Below are 19,190 nucleotides of genomic sequence, written 5' to 3' on the forward strand. Positions count from 1 at the left end.
CGATGACGAAAGTTTTATTTGTTTGTTTAGGTAATATTTGCCGTTCCCCCATGGCAGAAGCTATTTATAAAGCAGAAATAGCAAAACGCAAATTGGATTGGCAGATCGATTCGGCAGCGACCAGCTCATGGGAAGTCGGACATTCTGCTCATCCCGGAACCAAAAAAAGATTGCGTCAAGCAGGCTTATCCAGCGAGGGACTCATTTCACGGCAGATCACGGAAGCAGACTTTGCCAAATTTGACTGGATCATCGGTATGGATCAAAGCAATGTTGAAACACTTCAAGCGCTGGCACCTGCCGATACCACCGCAAAGATTCGTTCGTATTTGAGTGTTGTTCCTGGCAAAGAAACCGCGGAAGTACCAGATCCTTATTATACAGGAGATTTCGAAGAGACCTATCAACTGCTACAAGAAGGAATTCCTTTTTGGCTAGAGGTTATTTCTTCTGAAAAATAAGGCGTGTTCGCTTGTATTTTACCAAAAATTTGCTAAAATAGAACCATGGAAATGCGAACGTATGTGTGGTTTTTATAAACTGCTGCAACGCGCAGAAAGGAATGTCCAATGGAAAAGAAACCATCGCCCATCAAACAATTGGGCAAACTCATTGTGATGACATCCACAACGTTGCTGGATACCTTTTTCAGTGATGATGCTGACAAGAAGAATCAGTCTGAAAAAGTCAAAGAAATCCAGCGAACGCTGCAAGAGGCAGCCGCTGCCAAGCACCTGGTCGTGCTGCAAGTAAAAACAGAGAAATTGGGTGGTTTTGAAACCGTTACCGGCTGGATCGTCGGCAAAACGGTAGCAAAAGAACAAGTTGTCTTGAAATTGCAAAGCGACCGTCAGCAGCTGCGGATTATTCCCCTGCATCATGTGCTGAAAGTTAGCACCTTGAATACAAAACCTGGCTTGTAAACAAGCCTGTGCATAGCAAAAAAACCGCTGCGTCATTAGACACAGCGGTTTTTTTATTGCTGGTTAAGCGTGCTTGTTTTTGACTTCTGCGAGTCGCCAAGCGGTCATCACAGCGATCAGTTCGTAAGGGATCGGCTGTGCAAAAGAAAACTGGACCGCCCCTTTACTGGTTTTGTAGGGTTGTAGGTCTTCTTGGAAGGCCGTGATCGCAGAAGGCGTGGGATAAAAGCCAAGATGCTGTTTGGCGCAGGCAAAATGCACGATAGTTTCTCCCTGATGATAGGTAGGCATTTGATAACTGATTTTTTCAACCGCTTCAGGTAAAACGGCTTTGATGGTTTGACGGACCTTTCTTAAAATCGCTTGTCGTTCTGCTGGAGCTGCTGCAATGTATTGGTCAACTGTCGTAATGGCTTTTGTCATAGGACACCTCCTGCCTTTAGTATACGGCAAACCCCGTAAGAAAAAAAGGAGCCTGTCAGTGGGTAGCTGACAGGCAAGGAGTAAAAATGAAAAGTGTTAGTTAGGGTTGTTTGTTGGGTTATGTATACTATACTGTTCAAATATGAATTTTTTGTGGAGAAAAGATTGGAAAGTGTTTAAGTTTGCTGGCTGCGAAAAGAAGCAAAAAAAGACCCGTCGGTGGGTGGCCGACGGGAAGGAGTTAAAAATGAAAAAGTGTTAGTTAGGGTTGTTTGTTGGTATACATAGAGTATACGAGATAAATATGAATATTTTGTGACAAATCTTTTCGGAAGTTCTTAAGAAACCGTAACGGTTTGATTACAGAGAAAGGTTCTTTTCATCAAAACGGTTTTTCAAGGTACGATACAAATCAATGTATTGCCGATCATCTGCCGCATAATCCCAAATATAACTCATTTTTTCTGGTTTGAGTTTTTTCATCAACTGATTGGAACTAACGATGACATCATAGTTTTCTTGCTGGTTTAGATCATAAGGTTCTGCTGCTACGAAGGTCAAGTCATGTAAGAATTGATTCAATCCTTGAACGACTAAGAAATTGTCTTCTAACGCAACCCCTACCCGTAAACGATTCGAATAACGGATTTGATCATAAAACGGCAGCAGGGCGTGGGTATACATCGTTGCCATCTGCTCTTGGTTTTCATCGTTGATATAGTCCACCGCGGATTCTTCGCGATAGCTCGTTAAGAATTCATCGATTTTTTGCTGCAGCTGCTCTTCAGCAGACCCGCGATTGATCGATGGCGTCAGCAAGCGATAGATATTTGGAAACGGCTGACGGAAAACGTAGTTGCCGAAAGTCACATTGATTAAATTGCCCACGACCAATGGCTCGTCTAACAGGCCAGGTTGTGAAGCAAAGAAGGTTGCTTTCATCTCTGCTAACAAGTCTGCGACTAATGGATAAACTGGGTTTTGTTTGCTTGAAAAGAATTGCAAGGTTTGTTGCAACGCTTCTTCTTCAGGACTCAAATAGAATGGGAAGATTTGCGCCATCAAGTAAATAAACCCTGATTCGCCTTTTAATTGTTTGTCTGTCATTGAAACTTCAGGATCAACGACTTGTGTCAAACGCTCAAAATCGAAATATGGATTATTTTTCATTAGGAAATTGTACCGCTTGTCGTATTTGGCAAAATTTCCTTTTTTGATTCGTAAAAGAATCAAGGCGGCGAAATACTTCAACTCTAATCGGCCAAGATAAGAATGAGTCATTGGGAAATACTCCGTGAATCGATCCACCATTTTTTCTGTCTCACTCTCAGCGATCGCAAATGGCCATTCTATTCCACGAGTACCTAACCAAATGATATTGAATAGGGAGAGCCGCACAAGACGCTCATCGCCCACCAAGTTTGATTCAGTGTACGTAAAGCGAAGCTGAAATTGCTTCAAATGTTTTTTTAGATGTTCAAATTTGCGAGACACCGTTGAACGACTGACATCGTATTTTGCACAAAAATCCGTGATCGTAGGATGGTCTTCATTCAGCATGTAAAGAACATATAAGAACGGAACGCTTTTATTCAATAAATAGAAGCGGTATTCATCGATCGTTACCGCGATATTCTGAGGCTGTAATTTACCGCCACGACCGAGTATCGACATATGATCCGGAGTTAACTCAGTTAGATCTTGGTCGATCTCAGTCAACTCTATAAAAGCTTGTTGGTAGCTTAACTCCATTTCCTTTGCCAATTGTGCGATTGGGTGGCTAGGGTTTTGCAGAGTCAGCATACGCCGGAATATTTTAAATTTAATTAATGTTTGCGGGTCCATCATAAGTTCTTCATAAAACATAGGTATCCTCCTTTGTGGCTCTATTGTATCTTTTTTTTACGAAACTGTCAGTCTTTTTAATCAAAAAAATAGCCTACCCTTTAAAAAAAGGTAGGTTATTTTCATCTTTTTAACTAATTTAGGCTGAAACAGGGTCTTTTTTGAACCACGACCATAGCAAACCGATCAAAAATCCGATCGCAGCCGGTACGACCCACCCCATCCCGATTTGGAAGAAAGGCAGATAATCTGATGCAAAAGACAAGATTCCTTGCACGAAAGCATTGTTGGTAATCATTGCAGGACTTGCATTTAAGCCGTCGATGATTGCAGCGATCAATGTGAAGTATGTCGTCATTCGATAGACACTGGCACGATGATGAAACAAGGGACTGATGATCGCCAACAAAATCAACGTGATCGCCAGTGGATAGATAAACATCAAGACTGGAATAGAAAACTCGATGATATTGGTCAAGCCGACATTGGCGAAGATCGCTGGCAAGATACTTGTCAAAGCGATAAAGAACCCGTAGCTTTGCTTGGGAAACAATCCAGCAAAGGTTTCGGAAAAAGCCGTGATCAAACCAATGGCAGTTTTTAAACAAGCGGAGATAACGATCAAAGCCAACAGCAGACTGCCGACAGTGCCAAGGTAATGGTTGGCGATTTGTGCTAAAGCGATCCCCCCGTTTTCGCTGATAGGAAATTGCCCTAGACTTTTGGTTCCCATATAAGAAAGTAAGGTATAGATGATCCCCATCAACACGATGCTGACAGAACCAGAAAGGATCGTGTCTTTTGCGACCGTCGTAGGTTTTTCAACCCCCATATTGCGAATCGTCGAGACGATGATGATCCCGAAGGCTAAAGATGCCAGCGCGTCAAGGGTATTGTAACCGTTGGTGAAACCAGTAAAGAAAGCATCGCTTTGATAGCTAGGATAGATCGGCGCATCGCTGATGGTTCCTAGAGGTTGCCAAAAAGCAAAAAACAGCAAAACGCCTAGTAAGACCAGAAATAATGGATTCAAAAATTTCCCTACATAATCTAAGATTTTGCTTGGTTTACGAGAAAACCACCAGGCAGCGCCAAAGAAGAGGGCAGAAAACAACGCCAATAACCAAGTTTGCATGTCAGATGAAACATGGGGAGCGATCCCGATCTCATAAGAAGTGGTAGCCAAACGGGGCAAAGCAAAGAACGGCCCGATCACTAAATAAAGCAAAATCGTAAAAATCATTGCATAGCGGCGATTGATTCGAGAAGCTAATTCAAAAACACCGCTGCTCTGGGAAACCCCAATGGCGATCACCCCTAAAAACGGTAAGCCGATCCCTGTTACTAAAAAGCCAAGATTGGCCAAGCCGACATTCGCACCGGCTTCTTGTCCCATGTGGACTGGGAAAATCAGATTTCCCGCACCAAAGAAAAGACCAAAAAGCATTGATCCAACATACATATAATCCTTAAACTGTAACTTTTTTTCCATAAATGAAAGCTCCTATAATTCCTTAGTTTTAAAAAAAATAACAAAGTTTCTAACAAATAGCAATGGTTTTTTGTGATTTTTTGATAAATTCTGACAATTCCACCTCCTGCAATAAAAAAACACTTAGCATTGAATTCTTCCAAGCGTACTGAAAAAGGACGAAAAAGCTCGGAAGAAGACCGCTAAGTGTTTCAAGACAGAAAATTAATTCAACACACGGGAAAGGAATTCTTTGGTGCGTTGCTCTTTTGGATGAATAAAGATATCTTCAGGCGTCCCTTGTTCGGCAATGACACCTTGGTCCATAAAGATGACCCGATCAGACACTTCTTTGGCAAAGCCCATTTCGTGGGTAACGATCACCATCGTCAAGCCAGTATGAGCTAACGTATTCATGGTCTTCAACACTTCACCGACCATTTCTGGATCTAGCGCAGAAGTCGGCTCATCAAACAACATAACATCTGGATTCATCGATAAGGCACGGGCAATGGCTACCCGTTGTTTTTGTCCACCTGAAAGCTGGGAAGGCTTGGCATTGGCATATTGAGCCATACCGACTTGCTCCAGATTTTCTTTGGCAGTCGCTTCTGCTTCTTTGCGATCACGTTTCAAAACAGTGACTTGGCCCGTCACGCAGTTTTCTAATACATTCATATTGTTGAATAGGTTAAAGGATTGGAAAACCATTCCTAGATGCGTACGGTATTTCGGCAAATCATAGCCTTTTTCCAGCACATTTTCACCTAAGTAGATGATTTGCCCACTGGTTGGTTTTTCTAACAAGTTGATGCAGCGAAGAAGTGTGGACTTTCCTGAACCAGAAGAACCGATGATCGTGACAACTTCTCCTTTATTAACAGACAAACTGATGTCTTTTAAGACTTCGTTGTCGCCAAAACTCTTTTTTAAATGGTCAATTTCAATGATTGCTGACATGTTCTTCCTCCTTATTCGTTCGGGTTGATGTCTTCTAATTTGACATACGCACTGGGACCATCCATTTTGCGTTCAACAAAGCGCAAGATCTGGGTGGCACTGATGGTCAAGACTAAGTAGATCACACCGATGATCGCAAATGTTTGGAAGTATTGGAAGTTCGTTCCAGCGGCTGATGTACCTTGGAAGAAGAGGTCCGCAACACTGATAACACTTAAGACGGCAGTATCTTTGATGTTGATAATGATCTCATTTCCGGTAGCTGGTAAAATATTGCGCATTACTTGCGGCAACACGACTTTGATCATGGTTTGCCAATGAGTCATTCCGATCGCTTGAGCTGCTTCAAATTGGCCGTCATCTACAGCAAAAATCCCCCCACGAACGATTTCAGACATGTAGGCACCCGTATTGATAGAAACGATCAGCACAGCTGCCAGCGTGCGATTCATGGAGACACCAAAGGCTAGAGCCGTTCCGTAGAAAATAACCATTGCCTGAACCATCATTGGGGTACCGCGGAAAACTTCGATATAGATGGTCAGCAGGCCGTTGACGATTCGTTGGAAGAAACGTCCTACTGGATTTTCTGAAAGCGGCAGTGTCCGGAAGATACCGACTAAAAGACCGATGATCAATCCGATGATCGTTGAAAGGATCGCGATGAATAAGGTCAAGCCAGCGCCTCGTAAAAAGAGCATGCCGTAATCATCAATGATTTTTTTGAAATCAGCGATCAGGCCTTGATCCGCCGTTTCTCCGCTGGCATCTGCAGGCTGATCTAAGACTGCTTGATCCATCAGGGAAACCCGTTCTTCTTCAGAGATTCCTGCAAGGATCTCATTGACTTTTTCAACATCGGGGTCGCCTTTGCGCATCCCGACTGCTACTTGGACGTCTTCTGGGTTGGTTTCAAAACCAGCCCCTTCATCGAACTCGACCATCTTCAAATCAGGATTTGCCCCGACGGCAGTGACGCCTTCTGGTCGTTCGCTGACGTAGCCGTCAATGATGCCCGAAGCTAAAGCAACGCGCATGGAGGAGAAGTCCCGCATGGCTTGTTCTTTTTGGACCTCAGGGATTTGATCAATGACCGTATAATGGAAGGTATTCAGCTGAGCAGTGATTTTTGCCCCCGAAAGATCGGCGAGGCTTTTGGCATCGGCGAATGCCCCATCTTTACGTACTACGACCACCAAGTCGGATTCATAGTAAGGATCGGTAAAATCAATTTGCTCGCGGCGTTCGGCAGTTGGTGACATACCAGCGATGACGGCATCGATAGTCCCCGCTTGTAAAGCTGGCGGCAGACCGTCCCATTGGGTTTTAACGATCACTAATTCCTTGCCTAAACCTTCAGCGATTCGTTTGGCGATCTGGACATCGTAACCGCCGGCAAACGCCGAGCCTTCTTCCCCAGAAATCGGCACGGCACCATTGGCGTCCGTCGTTTGCGTCCAGTTGAAGGGGGCATAGCCTGCCTCCATACCGACACGGAATTGTTCCGCAGGCGTTTGGTCATCCGCTTGCACGGTTAGGGGCAGCTGAATGAGGGTTAGACAGAGGGCGAAGACCGCCCAGATCCAATTATTTTTTTTCATTTTATCTCTTTCCTTTCACGAGTTGGACAAGCAGGTAAGGATGAAAAAGCAAAAAAACAGCCGTACTCCATGATTGGAAAACGGCTGTTGACAGGTCATCGTCGACAAACCTTTCACAAAACATAGCGCAACTTAGACAAGCTAAGACAGTCCGCAAATTGTTCATTTGCGGCCCAACAAAATCGATGCAAGCAAAACCGATCTTGTTTCGGCGATGTTCCCTAGCTCTGCTGTAAACGTGTTGCTTCACTCAGCAGGATTAATGAACCTCGCGACCTCTACCTAAATGTTAAAGGGTACTCGTATTTAATTTGATTCTTCTCAGAGTTTAGAAGAAAAGCACCCAAATGTCAATTCTTTTTAACAAAAAAACGACCATTTCCCTATTTTTATCAAAGAGAAAGCGGATCGTTTTTACGAGTGTCTATTGGAACCCTTAAGCGACTTTCGCTTTTGGTTCACGGCCTAAAACAGCTTGGATGACTGTCAAGCCAAGCAATAAGCCAAGTGCTAGATAGATGAGGCTTGAGTATTGTGTAACGCCCCAATCTTGTCCTAAGGTACGGTAAACCACAAGGACGATGGCTTGAATGATTGCTGTGATGACATTTAAAAAGCCAAATGCCCATAAATTGCCATTTTCTTTACGTGCTAAATAGAAGATAGAGAAATATAAGCTGACTGCCAACCAACCGAAACTGATAATGATCATTGCCCAATAAATAATAGCTGCTACCAATGTATTTCACCTCACTTTGATTCGTGACTAGTTTACCACGTTTTTTGTTCCTTGTCATGAAGGAATCTCTTTCTTTGTGAGGCAAAAAACAAAGCGCAAAAGCTGCAGCAAAATGATCGTTTGCTATATTTATTGCTAGAGGGGTTGCTGCCAAAGAGGGATTTTCTTCAAAAGGTGCATTTTCAGCTGTGTATAATAGAAATAAGTTGTTTTTTTGCAAAAAACTACGAGTTAAGAATCAATTAATAATTAGTTAATAGCTGATTTAGATCTGCTTGCTAGAATGATCACAGAAGCAAGCAAGGAGGAAGTAGAAATGGAAAATGTTCTTAAAATCAAAGGGTTAAACAAGCGTTACGGCAAGCAGCTGGCGCTGCATGATGTCGATCTAACGATCGCCAAGGGAGATATTTATGGATTGGTAGGGAGAAATGGTGCTGGGAAGACGACCTTACTAAAAGCGATCGTGCAGTTGATCCAACCCACCAGTGGCAGTCTGCAATTGTTTGGTGTTGAAGGCGGCAAAGCGTACGTCCAGATGCTGAAACGGGTCGGTAATGTGATTGAGACTCCAGTCGCTTACGACCAATTGACGGCTGAACAAAATTTGAACTATTATTGCAAAATCAGCGGGGTGGTGGAACCTGATGCCGTTAGTAAAGCACTGGCGTTTGTTGGTTTGACCAATGTCGGCAACAAGAAATACCGTGATTTTTCTTTAGGGATGAAACAAAAACTGGGCTTAGCGATTGCTTTGTTGAATCAGCCAGATTTTCTAATTTTAGATGAACCGATCAATGGCTTGGATCCTGTCGCGATCGTTGAATTTCGAGAGCTGCTTTTACGATTGAATCAAGAACGCGGCATGACGATTTTGATCTCCAGCCATATTTTAGAAGAGCTGTACTTAGTGGCTACACGCTTTGGGGTCATTAGTGAGGGGCGTCTGATCAAAGAGATGACCAAACACGAATTCGATCTGATGGCGAAACGGTTTATTCAATTAGAAGTCGATGATGTAGCCACAGCTAGCCGCTTACTGGACAGTCAGCTGATTTCTGAATATAAAGTTGTCAGTGACCACAAGATCCACATCTACCAAGAAAATGTATTGATTCGTGATCTAATCCGTCAATTGGTTTATGAAGGGATCGCTATCGACCAGATTTCTTTTGAAGGGGAAAATCTAGAGTCGTATTTCAAAGAGTTAGTGACAAGTGAAGGGGGAAATTAAGATGTTGAATTTTATTCGAGCAGATTTGTATCGTTTATCTAAAAGTAAAAGTTTTTGGATCACAGAAGGAATTATTTTATTGTTGGTGATTTTAGCGGTTGTTTCAAATGGTGACGTGGGAGTCACCCTGGGAGATAGTACGCAAACCACAGGCAGCCTTGCCGAAATGACGGGCTTTCTTGCGATCCAGACCAGCCTGTCTTCCATGTTATTGTATTATTCACTGCCGTTAGTGATGCAAGTTTTAGGGAGTGAGTACACGAAAGGGACGATGAAGAATATCATTACCGTCGGTGTTTCTAAACCCGCCTATCTCTTTGGAAAATTCTTGGTGTATGCGTTGGTACTTGTCTTGCAAATTTTGGCTATTTGCTTAGTGAGCTTTGTTGCGGGAACGATCATTGGCGGTACCGGCTTTGAAGACATCTCTCAGCTAGAAAACTTATTGTATTATTTTGCTGGCTTTGTATTGATCTTACTGGCTACCTCATCCTTTGCCTTGTTGGTGTTGTATTTGACCAAAAATACAGCAGTCAGCGTGTTGGCGACGATCTTTATTCCGATGGGCTTTGCGATTGCACGTTTTTCTTTGCCAACCTGGAAATTCTTAGAATACTTGGATTTCCAAGGCGGATTAGAGATGGTGACTATGACCACTTTTAAAACGTGGGAAATGGTTCAACCAATTTTTGTTGGGAGTCTGATTAGTTTGTTGCTTTGTCTTTTGGCTGCACATCTGGTGTTTAAGAGACAAGAATTATAAAGAAAAGAAAAACGTCCAACAGGACCGACCGCAAAAGGTCTGACTGTTGGGCGTTTTTGTCCGTGTAGCCAGTGTTTAATGGGACTTAGCAGACTGCTGCCAAGCCAAAGTCAAACGAAACGTCTCTTCGGTTGTATCCAGTTGAATCTCGCCAGCTAATGCATGAGTCAATGCCGCGATGATATACAGACCAAGTCCAGCTTGCTGTTTGTGCCGTGAAAGGTCTTCCGTATAAAAGCGGTGAGTCAATTTTTCTGGGTGCTGAATCGGTGTCCTCAGCTGATTTTCCTGTTGGAAAACGATGCGATCTCCTTGTTGTTTCAAGCGGATCGTTCCCGTTTCATTGCCATGTTCCAGCAGATTACCAAGGACATTTTGAAAAATACGCTGCCAACTTTTTTTATCTGAAATGATCATGATATTGGGTTGGATCGCAACCGTCAGTGATAAATGGTTTTCCTCAAAAGAAGGATAGAGCTGGAGCAGTTCCTCCTCCAGCAAACGAGAAAGATCGAATTCTTCTAAGGTCAAAGCCAGTTGATTGTCTTTGAGGCGCTGATAGGTCAATAACTGTTCCAGATGATTTTCGACTTTTTCTAGGTTACTGCTGACTTTTTCCAACAGCTGCAGCTGTTGATTGTTGAGGGTCGTATCGGCTTGCAGCAGTTGTGTGTAGCCGCTGGCGACCGTTAAAGGTGTGCGCAAGTCGTGAGAGATATTTTGAATGGCTTGTTCCAATTGCTGGTTTTCTTGCAGCATTTGATAGTGTTGCTGCTTATTTTTTCTAAGTATCTGATTGTTTAACAAGGCGATCGCTTTTAAAGCGGGCACTCGGGTCTGCAAATGGATCTCTTGATTTGTTTCGATTTCGCTGATTCTTGCTAATTGTTGGTGGTACTTTTTCAGATCATACAGTAAAAATAGCCAGTAACCGATCAATAAAGCAACGATCAAGGCAGCGAAAAACTGAAGTATATGCATGAGGTTCCTCCTTTTTAAGCTAGCTTGATGCCGATGCCCCAGACAGTATCGATATACGCTTCCTCTGGATCGAGTGTTTTGATTTTGCTGCGTAAATGGCTGATATGGACATTGATCGTGTTTTCTTCACCGTAATAGGGTTCTTGCCAAACAGCTTCATAGAGCATTTCTTTCGTATAAACTTTTTTGGGGTTGGCTAAGAGCAGGGAAAAAATCTCAAACTCCTTTTTCTTCAACTGAACCGTTGCTTCTCCTCGTTGCAGCTGAAACGAGTCAGGCAACAGTTGAATGTTTTTATACGAGAGGCTGCTGGCAACAGGAGGGGCTTGTTTATTTGTGCGCAACTGAACAATGATACGGGCTTTTAATTCTTCGACATTGAAGGGTTTGGTCAAGTAATCATTGGCACCCGCCAGCAAAAGGGTGGAAACATCGGCTGGTTCATCTAAGGCAGTCAAGATAATGACGGGGACCGTGGAGGTTTGGCGAATCTCTTGCAAGACTTGTGTCCCATCTTTACCAGGGAGCATTCGATCTAGCAAAATCAAGTCGAAAGCATCTTGCTGAAAAAGTAGCAGACCTTCCGTGCCTGAATAGGCTTGCTGGACAGTATAGTCAGCTGCTAAAATAGTAGCCAACATTTCGCTGATCTCATGATTGTCTTCGATAATCAAAATTTTCATTTGGTTTTCCCATTCTCCTTGCATTTGTTGCATCTATTATAAGCAATTCCGCACGAAAAAGCATTAGTTGCTTTTAAAAAAGAAAATGGCTGATTTTTCGCAAAAACGGTTCTTTTTCGGTTAGAATAAGAGAAAAGCCATAAAGGAAGTTAGAACGATGAAGGTATCTATTGAGCAAGCAATCGCAGCGGTCACCGCCGCACCATCCGTGACCTTTTTGACGGGTGCCGGTGTTTCGACCCCATCGGGCATTCCTGATTACCGCTCCTTAAAAGGGGTCTATCAAGGAGTGGCCCAGCCAGAGTATTTGTTAAGTCATGACTGTTTAGAAAACGAACCGGAAACATTTTATCAGTTCGTCAAACACCTCTACCATCCTCAAGCCCAGCCTAATATCATTCATCAAAAAATGGCTGAGCTGCAAGCGAAGAAAACCGTTTGGGTTGTTTCGCAAAACATCGATGGCTTGCATGAAAAAGCAGGCAGTCACCAAAGAATTGATTTTCACGGCTCCTTGTACAACTGCTATTGCCGAAAATGCGGCAATTCGGTACCGTGGCAAGCGTATTTGGAGGATTGGCACCATGCAGGATGTGGTGGTCAGATCCGGCCAGCGATCGTGCTTTATGGGGAAGGATTTACGGATGAAACCATTGAAGGAGCCATTCAATCCGTTGCTCAAGCCGACCTGACGGTGGTCGTGGGGACTTCGCTGCAAGTCTATCCTTTTGCAGGGCTAGTCGATTACAGCCAGCAGGTGTTGGTCATCAATAAGGAACCATTGACGATCCCGAATGAATATGGCATGTTGACCGCAGCAGCCGAAACGTTTTTCCAGAAAATTGAATGAAGGAGTTTATGATATGACACAACGTACCGAAAAAGAGAAAATGATTGCTGGCGAATTGTACTTTTCCCCAGATCCAGAATTGGTGGCAGATCGAAAATATGCCCGTGAACAAATGAACCTGATCAACCAAGAAACTGATACAAAAATCAAAGAGCAGTTACTAAAAGAAACTTTCGGCTCTGTGACTGGTCGAATCTATATCGAACCGAATGTCCGCTTTGATTATGGCTACAATATTTCTGTCGGCAAAAACTTCTATGCGAACTACGACTGTGTGCTATTAGATGTTTGTCCAATTACCTTTGGTGACAACTGTATGCTGGCACCCAATGTTCGGTTGTTTACGGCGACTCATCCATTGCATCCGGTCAAACGAAATAGCGGCTTAGAATTAGGGGCACCGATCGTGATTGGCGATAACGCGTGGATCGGTGGCGCGGCCACGATTTTGCCAGGGGTCCGCTTAGGCAACAATGTCGTGGTAGGGGCTGGCAGTGTCGTTACCAAATCATTCCCCGACAATGTCGTGTTGGCGGGAAATCCAGCACGGGTCATCAAGACGATCGACTTAGAAGAAGAAAACAATCAGCAAGATCCCTTGGCTGTTCAGCGGGCAGCGATCGATGACGTTGATTGGCAACTCACGCATCTTTTGGAAAAACGTATGAGCACGGTCAACGAAATCGTACAATTGAAGAAAAGCAGTCAATTGCCAGTATTAGATGAAAATCGTGAAGAGAAAGTGCTGGAAAACATTCGGCAGGCGATTTCTAATCAAACCTATGAAGAAACGATTTTGGCTATGTTTCAATCAATTATGAACCACTCAAAAACCTATCAAGAGAATCAATTGGAGGAATGAGTATGGATGGAGGAACACGTCGAGAAAACATTTTAGCGGCATTGAAGCAAGCGGACAAAGCGATCAGTGCCAGCAAACTGGCAGAATCCCTCGGAGTCAGCCGTCAAATCATCGTTGGGGACATTGCCTTATTGCGAGCAGCTGGTGAAGCGATTGTGGCTACGGCTCGCGGCTATCGGCTGCAAGCGCTGTTGGATGAGGCAGGACATGTCAGCAAGCTCGCAGTGCAGCATCGACCTGAACAAACGGAAGAAGAATTGCGAATCTTTGTCGCTTGTGGTGTGGAAGTGGTCGATGTCATCGTTGAACATGAGATCTATGGAGAGATCACTGGCAATTTGCAGATCCAAACAGACCAAGACGTGACTGATTTCATCAACAAAACCAAACATGCAGAAGCCCGCTTGCTCTCAGATTTAACCAATGGGGTACACTTGCATACGTTGCGCTACACCGATCCTGCGGCTCTGGAAAAAGCCAAACAACAGTTAGCAGAAAAAGGCATGCTCTATCAAAATTGAGGCGTAAACCATTCTGGCAAGGACGCTTTGCGGAAGTCTTGGCAAATCCTCAGATGAAAAAATTGTGATTTTTTGTTGACAAGGCGTTCATTTTCCAGTAAAGTACTCTTCAACAAGAATAATGAATCTGTTGAGAAGGAAAGTAACCGCGGATACTTCAAAGAGAGACTCTGGTTGGTGGAAAGAGTCAAGTCAGAAGCGATGAAAAATGGCCTTGGAGGATTGATTGTCGATAAGTAGGCAATCACGGATGCGCACTACCGTTACAAAGTGCACCAATCTCTAGCACGACTAGACGTTGGGTTGAGGGAAGGGAAACCTTCTAAACAAAAGGTGGTAACACGAGTATTCGTCCTTTTACTAGCAAACGCTGGTAAAAGGATTTTTTTTATACCCAAAAATCAAATAGCACCACACACGAAGAATTGGTAAGTACAAAAGCACGTTTTTTCAACAGAGAGCTTCGGTAGCTGAAAAGAAGCATCAAACGACTTTTAGAAAATGGCCAAGGAGTGATTCGTTCCGAGCAGTAGTTTGCAAGGCGACGACGGTAGCGACCGTTATCTGGCTAGAGTATGATCGTACTCGAAAAGGAGCTGTATGCGAGTGCAGCTTAAACTGAGGTGGTAACACGCAAAAAGGCGTCCTCAAACAAGTCACAGGTGACTTGTTTGAGGATGCCTTTTTTTATTGAAAAAGACAAGAACTAGGGGGAAGACGATGATTTCATTAAAAGACATATCAGTAACATTCAATCAACCAAAGAAACCCGCGATCCAAGCGGTCAAAAACGTATCGATCGAGATCGACAAAGGGGACGTTTACGGCATCGTGGGCTACTCAGGCGCCGGGAAAAGTACACTCGTCCGTGTGATCAACTTATTGCAGCGCCCAAGTAGCGGCAGCGTCGTCGTCAATGGTACCGAGCTGACCACGCTTTCTGCGAAAGCCCTGCGAGAAAAACGGAAAACGATCGGAATGATCTTTCAGCACTTCAACTTGATGGACAGTCGCAATGTTTTTGATAACGTGGATTTTTCCTTGAAATATGGGGGACGGTCCAAACAGGAACGTCATCAAAAAGTTACCGAGCTGTTAGCATTGGTGGGATTGGAAGAAAAAGCCCAAGCGTTTCCTAGCCAACTATCTGGAGGACAAAAACAGCGGGTCGCCATTGCCAGAGCGTTAGCGAATGATCCAGAGATCTTGCTGTGTGATGAGGCAACCAGCGCCCTTGATCCAAAAACGACCTTACAGATACTGGCTTTGTTGAAAAAATTAAATCGGACTCTCGGTTTGACCATCGTGATCATTACCCATGAAATGCAGGTCGTCAAAGAAATCTGCAACAAAGTGGCAGTGATGGAAGACGGTGAAGTTATTGAGCAAGGTTCAAGCGTTCAGATTTTCAGTCAACCAGAAAAACCATTGACCAAAGATTTCATCCGAACGGCGACGCACATCGACCAAGCCTTAGAAACGATCCTTGGCAGTTCGAAGTTTTCTTCCTTGGCACCAAATGAATGGCTGGTGGAGCTGTCCTACGTTGGCGATCAAACCAATGAACCACTGATCGCCCAATTGTACAGCCGCTACAAAGTGACCACCAATATTCTTTACGGCAACGTGGAGATCTTGCAAGAAGTGCCGATCGGCAGCTTAGTCGTTAGCTTATCTGGCGAATACCATCAGCGTAAACATGCCTTAGAATACTTGAAGGCTCAAGGAGTTTACACCAATATTTTAAAAGAAAATCATGCAGAACCATTAAACAATGTGATTAAAGGAGGATTTTAGATGGCTGCCTTATTAGAAAGATATTTTCCCAATGTTGTTGCGATCCAAGATGAATTTGTGACAGCAACGATCCAAACCTTGTATATGGTTTTTTGGACCTCTTTGATTGCGGGCATCTTAGGTATCTTGTTAGGGATCGTCTTGGTAGTAACTCGACCGAATGGGATTTTAGAAAATCGACCGCTCTTTGAATTTCTCGATAAAGTCATCAATGTGGTCCGCTCGATCCCCTTTATTATCTTATTGACGTTACTAGGAACCTTTACCCGATTCCTTGTTGGAACGACCATCGGCGAAACAGCAGCATTGGTTCCTCTGATTGCTGGGATCATCCCCTTCTTTGCTCGGCAGATCGAGATCGCCTTGCTAGAAGTTGACCCCGGTGTCGTAGAAGCAGCTGAAGCGATGGGCACCAGTCCTTTCGGTATCATTTTTCGGGTCTATTTACCAGAAGGCGTGGCGGGAATCATTCGGGTCTCTGCATTGACCGTGATCAATGTGATCGGATTGACCGCCATGGCAGGAGCTGTTGGCGCTGGTGGTTTAGGCAACTTAGCCATCACCCGCGGGTACAACCGATTCCAGACCGATGTCACGATCATGGCGACCTTGATCATCTTAGTATTCGTTTTTATCAGTCAATTTGTCAGCAACCTACTCATTAAACGAGTATCACACTGACCACCACTTACGTACAAATAAAAAATCAAGCAAGTCTATGGAGGAAGCAAAAATGAAAAAAATCGTACAATCAATCGTCTTAGGGGCAGCATTATTATTTATTACAGGATGCGGAAACAATGGTAGTGCCGCAGCCAATGACCAAGAAGAAGTGACGGTGAAATTAGGGGTGATCGGGGCGGACACCGACGTTTGGGATGATGTCAAGGATCGTTTGAAAGACGAAGGCATCAATTTAGAATATGTCCAATTCTCTGATTACAACCAACCCAACGCAGCTTTAGCTGATGGTTCCATCGACCTTAATTCATTCCAACACCAATTTTTCTTGGACAACTATAATGAAGAATTTGGTACTGATCTCGTATCGATCGGCAATACAGTCAATGCGCCATTAGGCATTTATTCCGACAAAGTGACGGATGTCAACGATTTGGCGGAAGGAGCTAAAGTTGCGATCCCTAATGATGTGACCAATGGTGGTCGGGCATTGCTTTTATTACAATCAGCTGGATTGATCAAAGTGGATGAAGCAGCCGGACAAACACCAACGGTCGCGGATATTACAGAAAACCGTTTGAACTTAGAAATTTCAGAACTTGATGCAGCGCAAACCGCCCGGGCACTTTCGGATGTCGATGTTTCGGTCATCAATAGCGGCATGGCGGTGGATGCAGGATTTGTACCAACCGAAGATGCGATCTTTTTAGAGCCTGTTGATGAAACGGCCCGTCCTTACGTCAACATCATTGCCGCCCGTAAAGAAGAGGAAGACAATGAAGTTTACCAAAAAGTGGTCGCTGCTTACCAAACAGAGGATACGAAAAAAGTCATCGAGGAAACGTCAAAAGGATCAAGTGTTCCTGCTTGGGAAACCTTTGGGGCAAAATAAGCACCATGTAATTTGATAAAAACACTGAAAAAAACCATGTAAGAAAAAGGAGAGATTTGATTATGACAACAGCAACTATTACGAAAGCAGCCATCAAACCATTTATCCAAGAGCGTTTAGCCGCTTATCAAGCCTTGGCATTAGATATCCATAATCACCCAGAAGTCAGCAACTATGAGTTTTACTCAGCCGATGCCCTAATCGCCCAATTAGAAAAAGAAGGCTTTGCTGTTAAAAAGGATGTCGCAGGACATCGCACCGGCTTTGATGCCCGCTATGTCAGTGGGAAACCGGGTCCGACGATTGCCTTTTTAGCCGAGTATGATGCGTTACCTGGCATCGGTCATGCCTGCGGACACAATCTCTTCGGGACTTATTCCGTCTTAGCTGCCAGCGCTCTGCAACCTTTCATCGATGAGCTAGGCGGGGAGATTCGAGTCTATGGGACGCCAGGAGAAGAAGGTGGAGAAAATGGTTCCGCTAAAGGCAGTTTTGTCCGTGAAGGGTTCTTCGATGATGTCGATGCCGCTCTTTGTGTCCATCCAGCCCATCGCTATGGCAAAACGACGGCTTCATTAGCCAATGATCCAGTGGATATCAAGTTCTATGGTCGGGCTTCCCATGCGGCAGCTGCACCAGAAAAAGGCATCAACGCGTTAGAAGCATTGCTGCAAGTCTTTAACGGGATCAATGGGTTGCGCCTGCATTTACCAAAAGATGTCAATATTCATGGTGTGATCACCGATGGCGGCGTGGCAGCCAATGTCGTGCCAGAATATGCAGCCGGTCGTTTTTATTTACGAGCTGCCAATCGAGCAACCTTGAATGATGTCTACGAGAAAGTCGAAAACATCGTAAAAGGAGCCGCTTTAGCTACGGGAGCGACCTATGAATTTGGTTTGTTCCAAAACTCCGTCGACGATGTGATCGTGACACCAAGTTTTGATGAGATCTTCTTCGCCCATGCCCAAGAAGCGGGCGTACCTGCCGATGAGATCGATACGGAAGCCAAAACAAGCCTTGGTTCGTCTGATGTCGGCAATGTCAGCCAAGTGATTCCAACGATCCAACCCACTGTTTCGATTTCAGATGATTACATTGCGGGGCATTCGGAAGAATTCAAAGCCGCTGCCAAGAGTGAAAAAGGCTTGCAATCGATCGCCATCGCGGCGGAACTTTTAGCGCTGACGGCATTAGACCTTTTTGAGCAGCCAGCGTTATTAGAAAAAATCAAAGCCGATCATCAAGAAAGCCTAGCGAAAGGCAATTAATGCCAAAACCGTGAAGGAAGATAGTCAATAGTATAGAAAAAAAGTCTCTGCCGCAAAATGTCGGTAGAGACTTTTTAGTTAGTCGATGACTAAAATGCCTTCTTTCAATGAAAAAGGATTTTGTTGATTGATATGATCGTAGAACATGACCCCGTTCAAATGATCGATCTCATGCTGAACGACGATCGCAGGATAGTTCTTCAAACGAACTTTTTTCTTTTGGCCGTTGATGTCGTAATAGCTGATCGTGATCCGGGCATGGCGTACCACGTAGCCAGGGACTTCACGGTCCACGGACAGACAGCCTTCGCCTTCACCCAAACAAGCTTCTTGCACGGAATGACTTAAAATTTTGGGATTGTATAGAACATCTTTAAAATCAGGTTCTGTTTTTTCTGGGTCGCTACTAGGGACGAGGACCGCTGTGATTCGTTTTGAAATATCTAATTGAGGAGCTGCTAGACCAACGCCGCCTCTTAATTCAAGTTCTTCTGCCTTGACTGGGTCTTGGCTATTTTCTAAAAAGGTCATCATTTCTTTTCCTAGTGCGATATCTTCTTCGCTCAAAGGAAAAGGTACTTCTTTTGCTACTTCACGCAAGGTTGGATTGCCTTCGCGAATAATATCATCCATTGTAATCATTGATGATGTGATTCCTCCTACTATGTAAAAATGACGAAAGCAAGTTTCGTT

General features: G+C 44.1%; 20 protein-coding genes, 1 riboswitch and 1 other annotated feature. Of the genes, 11 read left to right on the top strand and 9 right to left on the bottom strand.

All coding sequences use genetic code 11. From position 1 onward, the window contains the following. Positions 1 to 2 precede the first annotated feature (2 nt). Together IGJ44_RS01760 and IGJ44_RS01765 are read left to right on the top strand one after the other, a co-directional pair. Positions 3 to 461: a low molecular weight protein-tyrosine-phosphatase gene (locus IGJ44_RS01760; protein WP_074535364.1), complete on the top strand. Its 459-nt coding sequence runs from the start codon at positions 3 to 5 to the stop codon at positions 459 to 461. A gap of 108 nt (positions 462 to 569) precedes the next feature. Continuing rightward, positions 570 to 923 (top strand): hypothetical protein, encoded by a 354-nt coding sequence (locus tag IGJ44_RS01765; RefSeq protein ID WP_005227192.1) that lies wholly within the window; start codon positions 570 to 572, stop codon positions 921 to 923. 63 nt (positions 924 to 986) lie between these two features. On the opposite strand, the gene IGJ44_RS01770 is transcribed toward IGJ44_RS01765, so the two are convergent. The 6 genes from IGJ44_RS01770 to IGJ44_RS01795 form a co-directional block, all read right to left on the bottom strand. Next, a complete protein-coding gene (locus IGJ44_RS01770; RefSeq protein WP_142967974.1) occupies positions 987 to 1,346 on the bottom strand; it encodes an iron chaperone in 360 nt (119 codons plus the stop codon). 360 nt (positions 1,347 to 1,706) lie between these two features. Continuing rightward, complete coding sequence (locus IGJ44_RS01775) at positions 1,707 to 3,212, bottom strand: helix-turn-helix domain-containing protein (protein WP_005227194.1); 1,506 nt, start codon at positions 3,210 to 3,212, stop codon at positions 1,707 to 1,709. A gap of 118 nt (positions 3,213 to 3,330) precedes the next feature. Next, positions 3,331 to 4,683, bottom strand: a complete 1,353-nt coding sequence (gene brnQ, locus IGJ44_RS01780; RefSeq protein WP_142967975.1) for a branched-chain amino acid transport system II carrier protein — start codon at positions 4,681 to 4,683, stop codon at positions 3,331 to 3,333. A 204-nt stretch (positions 4,684 to 4,887) separates the two neighbouring features. Beyond that, positions 4,888 to 5,622: an amino acid ABC transporter ATP-binding protein gene (locus tag IGJ44_RS01785; protein ID WP_005227196.1), complete on the bottom strand. Its 735-nt coding sequence runs from the start codon at positions 5,620 to 5,622 to the stop codon at positions 4,888 to 4,890. Positions 5,623 to 5,633: 11 nt separating this feature from the next. Further along, the gene (locus IGJ44_RS01790) at positions 5,634 to 7,223 is read right to left on the bottom strand and encodes an ABC transporter permease subunit (RefSeq protein WP_016609561.1); all 1,590 of its coding nucleotides are present in this window, start codon (positions 7,221 to 7,223) and stop codon (positions 5,634 to 5,636) included. Positions 7,224 to 7,338: 115 nt separating this feature from the next. Beyond that, a riboswitch (Lysine riboswitch) is annotated at positions 7,339 to 7,512 on the bottom strand. Positions 7,513 to 7,659: 147 nt separating this feature from the next. Further along, positions 7,660 to 7,962 carry a hypothetical protein gene (locus IGJ44_RS01795; RefSeq protein WP_005227198.1) on the bottom strand — a complete coding sequence of 101 codons (303 nt, stop codon included), beginning with the start codon at positions 7,960 to 7,962 and terminating at the stop codon, positions 7,660 to 7,662. A 316-nt stretch (positions 7,963 to 8,278) separates the two neighbouring features. On the opposite strand from IGJ44_RS01795, the gene IGJ44_RS01800 reads away from it, so the two are divergent. Both IGJ44_RS01800 and IGJ44_RS01805 read left to right on the top strand, forming a co-directional pair. Then, positions 8,279 to 9,196: an ABC transporter ATP-binding protein gene (locus IGJ44_RS01800; protein WP_167826643.1), complete on the top strand. Its 918-nt coding sequence runs from the start codon at positions 8,279 to 8,281 to the stop codon at positions 9,194 to 9,196. Between the two features lies 1 nt (position 9,197). Next, positions 9,198 to 9,959 carry an ABC transporter permease gene (locus IGJ44_RS01805; RefSeq protein ID WP_185080145.1) on the top strand — a complete coding sequence of 254 codons (762 nt, stop codon included), beginning with the start codon at positions 9,198 to 9,200 and terminating at the stop codon, positions 9,957 to 9,959. Between the two features lie 75 nt (positions 9,960 to 10,034). Here IGJ44_RS01805 and IGJ44_RS01810 read toward each other — a convergent pair whose 3' ends face one another. Then, positions 10,035 to 10,940: a sensor histidine kinase gene (locus IGJ44_RS01810; protein WP_167826644.1), complete on the bottom strand. Its 906-nt coding sequence runs from the start codon at positions 10,938 to 10,940 to the stop codon at positions 10,035 to 10,037. A 14-nt stretch (positions 10,941 to 10,954) separates the two neighbouring features. Beyond that, on the bottom strand, positions 10,955 to 11,623 hold the full coding sequence (locus IGJ44_RS01815; protein ID WP_167826645.1) for a response regulator transcription factor: 669 nt from the start codon (positions 11,621 to 11,623) through the stop codon (positions 10,955 to 10,957). 157 nt (positions 11,624 to 11,780) lie between these two features. Between IGJ44_RS01815 and IGJ44_RS01820 the strand changes: the two genes are divergently transcribed. The 7 genes from IGJ44_RS01820 to IGJ44_RS01850 all read left to right on the top strand — a co-directional run bounded on the left by IGJ44_RS01820 (position 11,781) and on the right by IGJ44_RS01850 (position 18,497). Continuing rightward, positions 11,781 to 12,473, top strand: a complete 693-nt coding sequence (locus IGJ44_RS01820) for an NAD-dependent protein deacylase (RefSeq protein WP_167826646.1) — start codon at positions 11,781 to 11,783, stop codon at positions 12,471 to 12,473. Between the two features lie 13 nt (positions 12,474 to 12,486). After that, on the top strand, positions 12,487 to 13,335 hold the full coding sequence (locus IGJ44_RS01825; protein ID WP_430606053.1) for a chorismate mutase: 849 nt from the start codon (positions 12,487 to 12,489) through the stop codon (positions 13,333 to 13,335). Next, positions 13,332 to 13,856, top strand: a complete 525-nt coding sequence (locus tag IGJ44_RS01830) for a transcription repressor NadR (protein ID WP_005227206.1) — start codon at positions 13,332 to 13,334, stop codon at positions 13,854 to 13,856. The genes IGJ44_RS01825 and IGJ44_RS01830 overlap by 4 nt, the downstream gene beginning before the upstream one ends. Positions 13,857 to 13,977: 121 nt before the next feature. Beyond that, positions 13,978 to 14,216, top strand: a binding site (T-box leader). 360 nt (positions 14,217 to 14,576) lie between these two features. After that, positions 14,577 to 15,653 carry a methionine ABC transporter ATP-binding protein gene (locus IGJ44_RS01835; protein ID WP_010748679.1) on the top strand — a complete coding sequence of 359 codons (1,077 nt, stop codon included), beginning with the start codon at positions 14,577 to 14,579 and terminating at the stop codon, positions 15,651 to 15,653. Beyond that, the gene (locus tag IGJ44_RS01840) at positions 15,654 to 16,334 is read left to right on the top strand and encodes a methionine ABC transporter permease (protein WP_010748680.1); all 681 of its coding nucleotides are present in this window, start codon (positions 15,654 to 15,656) and stop codon (positions 16,332 to 16,334) included. It begins immediately after the preceding gene. 52 nt (positions 16,335 to 16,386) lie between these two features. Further along, positions 16,387 to 17,226 carry a MetQ/NlpA family ABC transporter substrate-binding protein gene (locus IGJ44_RS01845; RefSeq protein ID WP_005227209.1) on the top strand — a complete coding sequence of 280 codons (840 nt, stop codon included), beginning with the start codon at positions 16,387 to 16,389 and terminating at the stop codon, positions 17,224 to 17,226. A gap of 62 nt (positions 17,227 to 17,288) precedes the next feature. Further along, a complete protein-coding gene (locus IGJ44_RS01850) occupies positions 17,289 to 18,497 on the top strand; it encodes a M20 family metallopeptidase (RefSeq protein ID WP_015508853.1) in 1,209 nt (402 codons plus the stop codon). Positions 18,498 to 18,575: 78 nt separating this feature from the next. On the opposite strand, the gene def is transcribed toward IGJ44_RS01850, so the two are convergent. Continuing rightward, on the bottom strand, positions 18,576 to 19,139 hold the full coding sequence (gene def, locus IGJ44_RS01855) for a peptide deformylase (RefSeq protein ID WP_123833746.1): 564 nt from the start codon (positions 19,137 to 19,139) through the stop codon (positions 18,576 to 18,578). Between the last annotated feature and the right edge of the window lie 51 nt (positions 19,140 to 19,190).

The organism is Enterococcus sp. DIV1368d (assembly GCF_050542975.1).
In the GTDB taxonomy this organism is placed as follows: Bacteria; Bacillota; Bacilli; order Lactobacillales; family Enterococcaceae; genus Enterococcus_D; species Enterococcus_D casseliflavus.